Origin of the sequence: Hymenobacter artigasi (genome assembly GCF_012275535.1) — a bacterium.
Taxonomy (GTDB): Bacteria; Bacteroidota; Bacteroidia; order Cytophagales; family Hymenobacteraceae; genus Hymenobacter; species Hymenobacter artigasi.
This window is the reverse complement of record NZ_JAAVTK010000003.1, coordinates 220,932-233,177: the sequence shown is the minus strand read 5'-3', so window position 1 is coordinate 233,177 and position 12,246 is coordinate 220,932. Positions and strand designations below refer to the sequence as shown.

General features: G+C 61.0%; 12 protein-coding genes and 2 pseudogenes. 6 read left to right on the top strand and 8 right to left on the bottom strand.

Translation table 11 applies throughout. The features are described 5' to 3' along the window. Positions 1-95 precede the first annotated feature (95 nt). Positions 96-440 (top strand): bacillithiol system redox-active protein YtxJ, encoded by a 345-nt coding sequence (gene ytxJ, locus HBN54_RS07205; protein ID WP_168672507.1) that lies wholly within the window; start codon positions 96-98, stop codon positions 438-440. Positions 441-518: 78 nt separating this feature from the next. Here ytxJ and HBN54_RS07200 read toward each other — a convergent pair whose 3' ends face one another. Further along, the gene (locus HBN54_RS07200) at positions 519-926 is read right to left on the bottom strand and encodes an OsmC family protein (RefSeq protein WP_168672506.1); all 408 of its coding nucleotides are present in this window, start codon (positions 924-926) and stop codon (positions 519-521) included. 109 nt (positions 927-1,035) lie between these two features. On the opposite strand from HBN54_RS07200, the gene HBN54_RS07195 reads away from it, so the two are divergent. The 3 genes from HBN54_RS07195 to HBN54_RS07185 all read left to right on the top strand — a co-directional run bounded on the left by HBN54_RS07195 (position 1,036) and on the right by HBN54_RS07185 (position 3,414). Further along, a complete protein-coding gene (locus HBN54_RS07195; protein WP_168672307.1) occupies positions 1,036-1,929 on the top strand; it encodes a hypothetical protein in 894 nt (297 codons plus the stop codon). A gap of 144 nt (positions 1,930-2,073) precedes the next feature. Further along, entirely contained in the window at positions 2,074-2,967 is an 894-nt protein-coding gene (gene lipA / locus HBN54_RS07190; protein ID WP_168672505.1) for a lipoyl synthase, read from the top strand. 45 nt (positions 2,968-3,012) lie between these two features. Further along, positions 3,013-3,414, top strand: a complete 402-nt coding sequence (locus tag HBN54_RS07185) for a DUF805 domain-containing protein (protein WP_168672504.1) — start codon at positions 3,013-3,015, stop codon at positions 3,412-3,414. A gap of 58 nt (positions 3,415-3,472) precedes the next feature. Here the strand turns inward: HBN54_RS07185 and HBN54_RS07180 are convergent, their stop codons facing one another. After that, a complete protein-coding gene (locus HBN54_RS07180) occupies positions 3,473-4,072 on the bottom strand; it encodes a DUF4136 domain-containing protein (protein ID WP_168672503.1) in 600 nt (199 codons plus the stop codon). Between the two features lie 231 nt (positions 4,073-4,303). Here HBN54_RS07180 and HBN54_RS07175 point away from each other — a divergent pair, with 231 nt between their 5' ends. Continuing rightward, positions 4,304-4,633: a hypothetical protein gene (locus HBN54_RS07175; RefSeq protein WP_168672502.1), complete on the top strand. Its 330-nt coding sequence runs from the start codon at positions 4,304-4,306 to the stop codon at positions 4,631-4,633. Between the two features lie 72 nt (positions 4,634-4,705). On the opposite strand, the gene gcvP is transcribed toward HBN54_RS07175, so the two are convergent. After that, positions 4,706-7,624, bottom strand: a complete 2,919-nt coding sequence (gene gcvP, locus HBN54_RS07170; protein ID WP_168672501.1) for an aminomethyl-transferring glycine dehydrogenase — start codon at positions 7,622-7,624, stop codon at positions 4,706-4,708. 315 nt (positions 7,625-7,939) lie between these two features. On the opposite strand from gcvP, the gene HBN54_RS07165 reads away from it, so the two are divergent. Then, the gene (locus HBN54_RS07165; RefSeq protein WP_168672500.1) at positions 7,940-9,163 is read left to right on the top strand and encodes an NAD(P)-dependent oxidoreductase; all 1,224 of its coding nucleotides are present in this window, start codon (positions 7,940-7,942) and stop codon (positions 9,161-9,163) included. A gap of 3 nt (positions 9,164-9,166) precedes the next feature. Here the strand turns inward: HBN54_RS07165 and HBN54_RS07160 are convergent, their stop codons facing one another. The 5 genes and pseudogenes from HBN54_RS07160 to HBN54_RS07145 all read right to left on the bottom strand — a co-directional run bounded on the left by HBN54_RS07160 (position 9,167) and on the right by HBN54_RS07145 (position 12,208). Then, complete coding sequence (locus tag HBN54_RS07160) at positions 9,167-9,997, bottom strand: DUF1206 domain-containing protein (RefSeq protein ID WP_168672499.1); 831 nt, start codon at positions 9,995-9,997, stop codon at positions 9,167-9,169. A gap of 180 nt (positions 9,998-10,177) precedes the next feature. Further along, positions 10,178-10,342 (bottom strand): annotated as a pseudogene (locus HBN54_RS07155) (CsbD family protein); the annotation flags it as partial. Positions 10,343-10,417: 75 nt separating this feature from the next. Beyond that, positions 10,418-10,612, bottom strand: a pseudogene (locus HBN54_RS23210) (CsbD family protein); the annotation flags it as partial. A 168-nt stretch (positions 10,613-10,780) separates the two neighbouring features. Next, positions 10,781-11,419: a hypothetical protein gene (locus tag HBN54_RS07150; RefSeq protein WP_168672498.1), complete on the bottom strand. Its 639-nt coding sequence runs from the start codon at positions 11,417-11,419 to the stop codon at positions 10,781-10,783. Positions 11,420-11,422: 3 nt separating this feature from the next. Next, complete coding sequence (locus tag HBN54_RS07145) at positions 11,423-12,208, bottom strand: hypothetical protein (RefSeq protein ID WP_168672497.1); 786 nt, start codon at positions 12,206-12,208, stop codon at positions 11,423-11,425. Between the last annotated feature and the right edge of the window lie 38 nt (positions 12,209-12,246).

Sequence of the window (12,246 nt, the reverse complement as noted above, 5' to 3'; positions counted from 1 at the left end):
AATCTACTGGCCGTAAGTTGTTGTAGTGTACCAGCGCGCCGGTCCAGTTTCTTTTATTCGGCCCGCAGGCCTCATCATCATCCCTAATTATTGCAATGTCCACTCCCTGGCTTCCCCTCACCCAATCCGACGAAATTACCAAGCTGGCCCAGGCCTCGCACGAGCAGCCGGTGCTCATTTTCAAGCACAGTACTACCTGTTCCATCAGCGCGGCGGCCAAGGGCAAGATTGAGCGCCAGTGGGCCGATAGCGGCCTCACCCTGCCCATCTACTACCTCGATTTGCTGCGCTTCCGGCCCCTTTCGGCCCAGATAGCCGAGCAGTTTGGCGTCACCCATCAGTCGCCGCAGCTCCTGCTCATTCAGGCCGGCGAATGCACCTACGATGCCTCGCACATGGGCATTCGCCTCGCCGATGTGAAGCAGGCCGTGCAAGGCTAGCAACCCGTCGTAAAAAGTGAACGGCTGCCCGGTTTCAGGCGTTGAAACCGGGCAGCCGTTCACTTCTTTTATTCTTGCTTACTTGTATTCGAATACGATGTTTTGCCGCACGTCCGGGTGCAGGCTCAGGCCCACCGGGCAGGTGTGGGCGGCGCGTTCCAGGATGGTCCGCTCGGTGGGGGCTAGGACGGCGGGCAGCGTAAACGTTACGTCGATTTGAGCAATGCGGCGCGGGGCTTCCGCGCTCATGTGCTTCTGCACGGCGAAGGTGCTGCCTACTAAGTCCCACTGGTGGCGCTCGGCCACAATGCCCATCACCGTCATCATGCACGAGCCCAGGGCCGTGCTCACGAGGTCGGTGGGGGAGAAGGCTTCGCCCCGGCCGTGGTTATCGAGGGGGGCGTCGGTTTGAATAACATTGCTGGAGGCCACGTGCGTGGCTTCGGTGCGGAGGTGGCCCGCGTAGCGGGCAGTGGCGGTGCTCATTAAATCAGGAAGTTACCTTTACGAAGTTGTTTGTTATTTTGCTAAATTACGTATTACGTGGTGCGCCGTATCTGCGGCGCCGGTTCGGGTCCCCTTTCGGTTGAAGATTATGCGTTGTTTTCCTGCCCATACTTACCGCTGGGGCCTGTTGGCTGCCGGCCTGCTCATGGCCGCTGGCGCGCAGGCCCAGGACCGCCCCACGCCGGCTCCTCCTGCCGCTGCACCGGCTCCCGCGTCGGTGCCCGCTCCCCGCTCCGCATCGGCCCCGCTGCGGGCCGATATGATTTCCGACGTGCCCTCAGATGAGCAGTCGTATCAGAAGGAATTTGTTTTTGGGGTGAATTTTAACACCCAGGGCGGCCTGCTGGGCGGCGCGTCCGTCCGCTCCTCGCGGGTGATGGACGACCGCCTGCTCCGCTTCTGGAGCATTGAGGGCGTGATGCTGAAAAACGCCAAGGAAGAGCGCATCAACTCGCTCATTGGTGGCACCTACATCAACCGCAAAACCAACTATGCCTTCGTGCTACGGCCTTCGGTGGGCATCCAGCGCATCCTGTTCCGTAAGGCCGCCGATGCCGGTGTGCAGGTGAATGGCCTGCTCAGCGTGGGCCCGTCCTTCGGCCTGCTGATGCCTTACTACATTAGCTACGACCGCACGGCAACGCGCACAAATGTCATCAATCTCTCGACCGATGAGATTGTGAATGAGCAGTACGACCCCTACAAGCACACCATCACGGGTGCTATTCTCGACCACGGCCCCTTGTTCAGTGGCATCGGCCAGACGCAGGTGGTGCCCGGCTTTCACCTGCGCGGCGGCCTCAGCTTCGAGTATGGCCGCTACCGCGATGCCGTGACGGGCCTGGAAGTAGGCTTCCTGGTGGAGGGCTTCACCAAGCGCCTGCTCATCCTCAGCCCCAGCACCCTGTCTGATACCGACGCGCTGAACCGCAAGTTCTTCCCCTCGGTGTACCTCACGCTGTATTTCGGGCACCGCTCTTAAGGAAATTATGAATTATAAATTCTGAATTATGAATTGGCGGCCAGCGCCGGTGTCGAAGCACTTCGTTCGTAATTTTGTTGTGTCTGGGCACTGGCTTCAATTCTGCCAACTCATAATTTATAATTCATAATTCATAATTTAATTATGATTGATTTGCCCGTTATCCAGCCCGAAACGGCTGCCCCCGCCCGCCCCCGCAAGCCCGACTGGCTGCGCGTGAAGCTGCCCGTGGGCGAAGAATACGCCGCCGTGCGCCGCCTCGTCGACGAGCACAAGCTGCATACCATCTGCGAGAGCGGCAACTGCCCCAACATGGGCGAGTGCTGGGGAGCCGGCACCGCCACGTTCATGATTCTGGGCAACATCTGCACCCGCTCGTGCTCGTTTTGCGCCGTGGCCACCGGCCGCCCCACCGAGTACGACCTCGACGAGCCCCGCCGCGTAGCCGAAGCCATTTCGCTGATGAAGGTGAAGCACGCCGTGCTTACCTCCGTGAACCGCGACGAGCTAAAGGACCGGGGCGCCAGCGTGTGGCGCGAGACCGTGGTGCTCACCAAGCAGCTCTCGCCCACTACCACCATCGAAACCCTGATTCCGGACGTGAAAGCCAACTGGGACGCGCTCGACGTGATGATTTCGGGCGGCCAGGAAGTGATTTCGCACAACGTCGAAACTGTGGGCAGCCTCTACCGCCTCGTGCGCCCCCAGGCCCGCTACGACCGCAGCCTGGAGCAAATCCGCCGCACCAAGGCCGCCGGCCACCGCACCAAATCCGGCATCATGCTGGGCTTGGGCGAGAAGCCCGACGAGCTGTACCAGGCCATGGACGACCTCGTGGCCAACGGCCTCGACATCCTCACCCTCGGCCAGTACCTGCAGCCCACCAAGCGCCACCTCGAAGTAGCCGAGTTCATCACCCCCGACCAGTTTGCCCACTACAAGGAAGAAGGCCTGCGCCGGGGCCTGAAGTACGTGGAGAGCGGCCCGCTGGTGCGCAGCTCCTACCACGCCGAGCGGCATGTGAACGTGCCGATTTAAGGCCGTTTGAGCGGACCGGTGTAGCTTAGGCCAAAAATCCACTGCATGGCCTTTTTTACAGCTGCCGGACGCCTTCGCCGGCGGGCTTATTTTCTGCGAGTGCTGGGGCTTTATGCCGCAGGAATTGTCATCTATGCCATTCCTGGCTTGCTCTACCCCGCCGAAATACCCTCCTGGATGCAACTGGTAGCCTTGGCAGTCATAGTTGGCCTGTTCTACCTGGTAATTGTGCAGGCACTGCTGCGGCTCCATGATTTGGACCTGCGGGCATGGTGGTTTCTGGTGGCTTTATTGCCCTTGGTGAGCTACGTGCTGGGTGCCGGAATGCAATTTGTGCAGGGAACCATTGGCCCCAACCGCTTTGGTCTCGACCCTAAGCGTCCTTCATTACTGCCGGCAGCCCTACCAATTACCTTGCTGCCTCCAGACGCTGATATTGAATCATAAAAAAGAGCCCCACCAATTTTGGTGGGGCTCTTTTATTGTGCCGAACGCGCTAAAATGCTTAGCGGCGAGCGTTGTTGTCCTGCGGCGGGTAGGTGCTCAGAATGCCGTTCACGATGCGGTGGGTTTCGGCCTCGTCGATGGTGTTCTGGTTGACCTGGGCCTGGCCGGTGCCGCGCCACGCCAGTTCCTTACGGCGGGCGTCGATGATGTCAATCACCACGGTGCCGGCTTTGTACTGGCTGACAGACTGCATGCCGCGGCCGTAGTAGCCATAGCCGTAGCCATACGGGTAACCCAGGCCGTTGTAGTAAGGCGATACCTGCTGCTTGTCCTCCACACGGGCGCTGTAGGCCACGTAGATGTCGGGCGCGGTAGTTACTTCGGTGAGGCCCTTCTGGGTCATTTCCGACGCTACCGAGGCGCGCATGCGCTTGTCGAGGAACGACTCGTAGCCCTTGGCCGGGCCACCCTCGGCATCCTTGGGCTGCTGTGGGTACCAGGACCAGGTTTTGAAAGCCCGGAAATTTACGGCGTGGTCAAAATCATTGGTCACACCTACGCGGGAGGCCGTGGTGCAACCGCTGGGACCCAGTAACAATACTAAGCTGGCGGCAACCATGGCCACCGGATGGACCAGGAAACGGGTGATGCGGTTCATAAAAAGGAAGAATGAATACGGGTGGATTTGAGCTCCTAAAAAGCCGTTAATCAGGATAAACGGGCCGTTTTTGGAGGCTGTGATGATAACGGAAAAGAGGGGTGCGGCGTTCCATTTTCAGGGGGGCGGGCCGGATGTTAAGCGAGTGCAAATAAGAAGACAAAATATTGACATCACGCGAATTTGTCCTACCTTACCTCCAAAATCCCCACCCTTGCATTTTCCTTGTTGATGAAAAGAACTGCCCTACTCTTTTTGGCTGTTTCCAGTCTGCTTGCTGCCTGCACCTCCACCCGCGACGAAATGGGTAAGGCGGGGGTCGACCGTACCCCCGTAGTGCACAACACGATTGTAGACTGCCCGGTGTACGATGGTATGAAAAAAACGTCCATCATACTGGCCCAAACCACCAGCGGCAATGAAGTGCAGGTGACGGACACCATCAACGCTTACTTCGTGCGCGTCCGGCTCGAAAAGGATGGCCAGACTAAAGTGGGCTACATGGACCGCCGCTGCTTCGGCGAGCGCGGCAACGAGCGGGGCAATCGTAAGATGAAATAAATGAGTTAGGAGTTAAGAGTTAAAAAGCCCGTCTGAATCGTCAGACGGGCTTTTTAACTCTTAACTTTTAACTTAATAGGACGGGCCTTTATCGGCCTGCACCAGCTCTTCCTGCTGGTCGGCATATTCTTCCATCGGCGTGCAGCTGCAAATCAGGTTGCGGTCGCCGTAGGCCGAGTCGATGCGGCTGACGGTGGGCCAGAACTTGTTGGCGCGCACGTAGTCCATGGGGTACACGGCCTGCTCGCGCGAGTAGGGGCGCGTCCAGTCGTGCACCAGTACGGTAGCGGCGGTGTGCGGGGCATGCTTCAGCACGTTGTCCTTGGCATCGGCCTTGCCCGATTCCACTTCGGCAATTTCCTTGCGAATGGAAATCATGGCGTCGCAGAAACGGTCGAGCTCGGCTTTGCTTTCGCTTTCGGTAGGCTCAATCATCAACGTGCCAGCTACGGGAAACGATACCGTGGGCGCGTGGAAGTTGTAGTCCATCAGGCGTTTGGCGATGTCCTCTACTTCGATGCCGGCCTTTTTGAAGTGGCGGCAGTCGAGAATCATCTCGTGGGCGCAGCGGCCGTGTTTGCCGGTATATAGCACCGGGTAGTGCTCTTCGAGGCGGGCCTTGATGTAGTTGGCGTTCAGAATAGCAATTTCGGTAGCACGCTGCAATCCGTCGCCGCCCATCATCGAAATGTAGGCGTAGCTGATGGGTAGGATGCTGGCCGAACCCCACGGCGCGGCCGAAACCGAGCCGTTGGTGCGGCCTTCCACGGGTACCACGGCGTGGCCGGGCAGGTAGGGGGCCAAGTCGGCCACCACGCCGATGGGGCCCACGCCGGGACCGCCGCCGCCGTGGGGGATGCAGAAGGTTTTGTGCAGGTTCAGGTGGCACACATCGGCCCCGATGGTAGCAGGGGAGGTGAGGCCCACCTGGGCGTTCATGTTGGCCCCGTCCATGTACACACGGCCGCCGTGCTCATGAATCATGTTGCAGATGTCGATGATGGTTTCCTCGTACACGCCGTGCGTGCTGGGGTAAGTTACCATCAGGCAACTCAGATTGGCGGCGTGCTTGTCGGCCTGGGCCTTGAGGTCGGCCACGTCGATGTTGCCGTCTTCGGTGCTCTTCACCACCACTACCTGCATGCCGGCCATGACGGCCGAGGCGGGGTTGGTGCCGTGGGCCGAAGAGGGGATGAGGGCCACGTTGCGGTGATGGTCGCCGCGGGCTTCGTGGTATCCTTTAATGGCCAGGAGGCCGGCGTACTCGCCCTGCGCGCCCGAGTTGGGCTGCAGGCTTACGGCATCGAAGCCGGTGACTTCGCAGAGCCAGGCTTGCAGGTCGGAGAAAATCTGCTCGTAGCCTTTGGCCTGCTCGCGGGGGGCGAAGGGGTGCAGGCCGCCGATTTCGGGCCAGGTCACCGGAATCATCTCGGCGGTGGCGTTCAGCTTCATGGTGCACGAGCCGAGCGCAATCATGCTGTGCGCTAGGCTCAGGTCCTTGTTTTCGAGCTGCTTCATGTAGCGCAGTATCTCGTGCTCGGCGTGGTGGCTGTTGAACACCGGGTGCGTGAGGTACTCGCTGGTGCGCACCAGGGTGGATGGCACGTGCAGCTCGGCGGCTTCAATTTCTTCGGCCAGCTGGTCGGCTTCCTTGCCCAGTACCTTGGCGAACACGTCCAGAATATCGGCCACGTCGTGCAGCTCGGTGTTTTGGTTCAGCGAAATGCCGACGCGCACGTCCTCAAAATAGCGGAAGTTGATACCGGCGGCTTCGGCTTCCTTTTGCAGGGCCTGCTGCATTTCGGCGCTTTCGAGGCGCAGGTTCAGGGTGTCGAAGTAAGACGTATTGGTTTGCTCGACGCCCAGTTTTTTCAGGCCGGCTTCCAGGGTCTGGGCCAGCAGGTGGGTGTTGGTGGCAAACTGCTTGAGGCGCTGCGGGCCGTGGTACACGGTGAACATGCCAGCCAGCACGCTCAGCAGTACCTGGGCGGTGCAGATGTTGCTGGTGGCTTTTTCGCGGCGGATGTGCTGCTCGCGGGTTTGCAGGGCCATGCGGTAGGCCTTGTTGCCGGCCGCGTCGATGCTCTGGCCGATGAGGCGGCCGGGAATGACGCGCTTGAACTGCTCGCGGCAGGAGAAGAAGCCGGCGTGCGGGCCACCATATCCCATTGGCACGCCGAAGCGCTGGGAGTTGCCCACGCACACATCGGCCCCCAGCTCGCCGGGCGAGGTGAGGAGCGTGAGGGCCAGCAAATCGGCGGCCATCACCACGAAAACGTTGTTCTTCTGCGCCTGGGCGATGAAGTCTTTGTAGTCGAACACCTCACCGTCGGCGGCGGGGTACTGCACCATAGCGCCAAAGAAGCCTTCGTTGCTCAGGTCAATCTGGCGGTGGTCGCCCACTACCAGCTCGATGCCGACCGGCGTGGCGCGGGTGCGCAGCAGGTCGATGGTCTGGGGCAGCACCTGCTCCGATACGAAGTACTGGTTGGCGCCTTTTTTCTTGGTCTGGCTATGCAGCATGTGCATGGCCTCGGCGGCGGCGGTGCCTTCGTCCAGCAGGCTGGCGTTGGCAATTTCGAGGCCGGTGAGGTCGATAACGACCGTCTGGTAGTTGATGAGGGCTTCGAGGCGGCCCTGAGCGATTTCGGCCTGGTAAGGCGTGTAGGCGGTGTACCAGCCCGGGTTTTCCAGAATGTTGCGCTGGATAACGGGGGGCATGGTGGTGTCGTTGTAGCCGAGGCCGATGTACGACTTAAACACTTGGTTCTGGCCGGCAATCTGCTTGAACTTCGCCAAAAAAGCCCGTTCGCTGAGGGCGGCGGGCAGGTCGAGCGGTTTCTTCAGGCGGATGGCGGGCGGCACGGTTTCGGCGATGAGCTGCTCGATGCTGTCCACGCCGATGGTGCGGAGCATGGCGGCCTGGGCATCGGCCCCGGGCGCATTGTGGCGGGCTTCAAAAACGTCGACTGGCGAGAATTTCAACGACATAATGACGGGAATAGATTGGTGGGTAGCCGGTTAGGCGGGTGGGATTACAGAGTTTGATTCCGTAACAAAGGTACGCCCGAAACGTCCCGGCGAACTGTGGGTAAATCTGTAATTTTGGGCGTTGGCCGGTTGTATTGGCCGTCATTGTGCCTTCCTGTCATCCTGAGCATTCTGCGACTAGAGCAGAGACGAAGGACCTTATCACGTTTGTGCCGGCTGAGTTACTGCAAATCGTGCTGTGGTGATAAGGTCCTTCGCAAGCTCAGGATGACAGCCGTTTTCCAAACTCCTTCCCAATTCCCACCACTCCCACCCATGTCCCTCACCATTGGCCTCATCCGCGAAGGCAAAACCCCGCCCGACAAGCGCGTGCCCCTCACCCCCAAGAAATGCGGGGAAGCGCTGTCGGCCTTTCCCGGCCTGCAAATCGTGGTGCAGAGCAGTGCCATCCGCAGCTACTCCGACCAGGAATACCGCGACCTCGACCTGGAAGTGCGCGACGATATTTCGGACTGCGACGTGCTGATGGGCGTGAAGGAGGTGCCCATCGACCAGCTTATTCCCAACAAAACCTATCTCTTCTTTTCGCATACCGTGAAGAAGCAGCCGGCCAACCGCAAGCTGCTACAGGCGGTGCTCAAAAAGAATATTACCCTGATTGACTACGAGCGGCTGACCAACGCTCAGGGTGAGCGCATTGTGGCCTTTGGGCGCTACGCCGGCATCGTGGGGGCCTATAATGGCCTGCTCACCTACGGCCGCAAGCACGGCCTCTACAACCTGAAGCCCGCCCACCAATGCGTGGACATGGACGACATGCAGGAGGAGTTTTTTAAGGTGAAGAAGCTGCCCCCCATCAAGATGGCCGTGACCGGCTCGGGCCGCGTGGCGCAGGGCGCGCTGGAAGTGCTCGACCGTATGGGCATTCGGCGGGTGAGCGTGTACGACTACCTCTACCTCAATTTCAACGAGCCGGTGTACACGCAGCTGCGCAGCTCCGACTACAACCGCCGCCGCGACGGCCGCGTGTGGGACACCCCCGATTTCCACCAGCACCCCGAGGAGTACGAGTCCACGTTTGGCAACTTCCTGCCCGTGACCGACCTGCTCATCGCCTGTGCCTACTGGCACCCGGCCGCCCCGCTGCTTTTCAGCGAAGCCGATACCCGGCGGCCCGATTTTCGCATCAATACCATTGCCGACGTGACCTGCGACGTGAACGGCTCGGTGCCCACCACCAAGCGCAGCAGCACCATCGCCGACCCGGCCTTCGACTACAACCCCGCCACCGGCGAGCTGGAGCCCGCCTACTCCCGCCCGACTAACATCACCGAGATGGCCGTGGACAACCTGCCCTGCGAGCTGCCCCGCAACGCCAGCCGCGACTTCGGGCGCCAGCTCATCGACATGGTGCTGCCCCACCTGCTCGGCAACGATGCCGAGGGCGTGATTGCCCGCGCCACCATCGCTCAAAATGGCCAGCTGACGGAGCCGTACCAGTACCTGCGCGACTACGTGGCCGAGCCCGTGCAAGCCTAGCCGTTACACGCCCCGCAGCATGGGATAGCGGGCCTGCACCAGCGAATTGAGCCCGTAGGCAATGAGGCCGGCGGCCACGGCGGCCAGTACGGGTTGCCCCATGGTGGCCAGAAAGTCGAAGGCCTCATCGGTGCTGCCCACTGCGCCGGCCCGCGACTGCTGCCCCGCCTGCACGAAGAAATAGCCGATGATGCCCACCACAATGCCCCGGGCCGTGACGCCCACCTTCGCGGCCCGGAACACGAGGCGGTGCTCGGCGGCCGAAAGTTGTCGGGCGCTTACATCCGACTGCAGTTGCCCGGAAAAGGCGCGGTATCCCTGGTACAAGCCGATGAAAATGGTGACCACGCCCCCCACTATCAGGAGCCAGTCGCCCCCAGGCCAGCTCAGCACCTCGGTGGCCAGGGTTTTCGTGGCATCGGTGCCTGCGTCGGCGTGGCCCTGGAAGGCGAGCCTGGCGGCGTAGATAGCCAGGCCGCTATAGAAAAGCCCGCTGCACACATACCAGAACCGAAAGCTCAGCCCTTTCAGGCTGGTGCCTTTGCCCTCGGTATCGAGCAGCGCCTGTGCGAAGCGCCACAGAATGTAGCCGAGCAGGCCCAGCGCAATAAGGCCCAGAAGCACGCTGCCGCCGGGCACCTGCTGCAGGTGCTGCACGGCTTCCTGCTTGTCGGCACGGGCCCCGCGCTGCACCCCCATAGCAGCCAGTAGCGCCAGCACGCCCATGAGCACATACACTACGCCAATGGCGGCAAAGCCGAGCTTCGCCAGTGCTTTAATGCCGGACGACGGTAGAGGAGGAATAGCGGCAAGCAGCTTATCGGTGGCAGACATAACAACGGCAGAAGACAAAATACTGCATTCCCTTACGCAGCAACCCTGCGCAAAGGTTGAGGCAGTACCATCCGGATAGATACAAAAAAAGCCCTTTCTGCTAACAGAAAGGGCTTTTTTATTAACGAAGTAACGCGGTGGAATTGGGAAGGCGCGTTATTTCATCGGGGAAAAGTCAATTTAGAACGTGCGCTGGAACCAGCCTTTGATGTCGTCGATGGTGTGGCCCGTTTTCTCCTGCAGGCGGCCGTACCACTCGTCCTGCTTGCCGTCTTCGTAGTCGAGGTCGTTATCGGTGAGGTTGCCCCACTTCTGCTTGGCCTGGCCTTTAATCTGGTTCCAGTCGCCGCGGGCTTTCAGCTCGGTGCTGTTGCCGGTGGCGGCAGCGCTGGCGTCATTGGTCGTGTTGCTGAACCAGTTTTTGATATCATCAATGGTTTCGCCGGTTTTCTCCTGCAGGCGGCCAAACCATTCGTCCTGCTTGCCTTCGCTGTAAGTCAGGTCGTCGTCGGTCAGGTTGCCCCATTTCTGCTTGGCGGCACCTTTCAGTTGGTTCCAGTTGCCGCGGCCTTGCAGTTCAGTATTGTCGCCGATGTTATTGTTGTTAACGTCCATGATTGAAAGGGAAGTTTAGTTAGAAAGAAATGAGGGTGGGAGAGGAAGCAGTTGTGGGCTTTGTACGCAGGGCGTTTGGGGCGCGTTGAGGACGGGGGACGAATGCCGGAATCTTACACCCCCATTGCTGCGCATCCGTAGCCCGGGCTGGCCACATTGCGGCAACTGCTATAAGTTGCCCGCTACGAGGCTGCCCAGAAGCGCTATCCACAGGCCCGCGCCCACGCTGTAGCCGCCCCAGGCCCGGCCGCGCTTGCGGTGCTGGGCTTCTTCGCGGTAGGCGTGGCCGTAGGCAGGGTCGGCCAGCAACCCGGGATAGGGAGCCTTCAGGTTGGCCGCCGTTATGGCGTGGGGCGCCATGATAGCCGGGGCCATCACGCCCAGAAACGGCCCCCCGTAGAGCGTAGCAGCCAGCGAACCCCAAAACGGGCCGCCGCTGGTGTAGCTGCGGGCCGCATCCTGGCGGCCCTTGGTGCGGCGCTGGGCATCGCTCAGGCCCGGTAGCAGGTCGGATGCCAGCGACTCATCGGTTGCGGGGGCCGGGTGCAGCACCTCACGGGTGCCGTTGGCATAGCGCACCAGAAACACGTCGGCCGTAGCCAGGCGCAAGGTGTCGGTGCCAGCGGGCGGCAGGTAAGTAAGGGCCAGGGGCGAGATGGTGAGCACCCGGCCCGGTACTTCGCTGCCATCGGTGCGGAGGATAACATCCGTGGTGCCGGCTGCCTGCGCGCGGGCCTGGCCCATCCCGGCCAGGAGCAGCAGGAGCAGCAAATGCCACAGGGCCGTAGGTTTGGCAATGGTGCGCATGGCCTAGCGGTGGCGGGCGTTGAAGCCAAGCATCAGGCTGACGCGGGTGCCGCCATTGCCCGGCACCACGGCCAGGTTCACGGGAAAGTTCACGCCGTTGGAGCGAAACGAGGTGCCCATGGCCAGCACCAGGTTGGCCCCCAGGGGCGTGATGTTGGGGCCCACGCCGAACTCGAAGCCCTTAGCCCCGCGCATGCCCAGCAGGCCGCTCACGCTGGGCAGAAACTTGCCCTGCTCCAGCCCGCCCACCAGCGGCACGAATTCCACCAGCCCGCTCACCCCGTTGGGCAGCCGAAACAGGCGGCTCTCGAACTGCCAGCCAAACTGCGTCAGGAAGGGGTTGAGGTCGGGAATGCTTTCGCGGGCCTTGTCCAGCACATTGGCCGAGAGAATGGTGAAGCCAATGCGCGGCCCATCGAGCCGGATGGGCTCGTCGAGAATGGCATCGTCGGGCGACTGGTTGTTAACGGTGGGCACATCGGTGGGGAAAGCCGTGTGCGCCGCTGCCGTCGATATGGGCACGCCGCCGCTAGCCGTTGCCGGGGGCGCGTTGAGCACTTCCTTGGTGCCGTTGGCGTAGCGAATTAGGAATACATCGGAGCGCCAGATGCTGATGAGCGGGCCATCGGGGTTGTCGGCGCGGCGGTATTTTACTTCGGAAGGCGTGATTTCGACCACCTTCACCGCAACTTCGTCGCCGTTGCGCTTGGTGAGCAGGTCCTGGGCGCGGGCCGTGCCAACCAGCAGCAGCACCAGCAGGGAACACAATAGGAGTAGGCGTGTAAACATGGTGCAGGGGGCTAAGGGTGAAGTATGCCCAAAGGTGG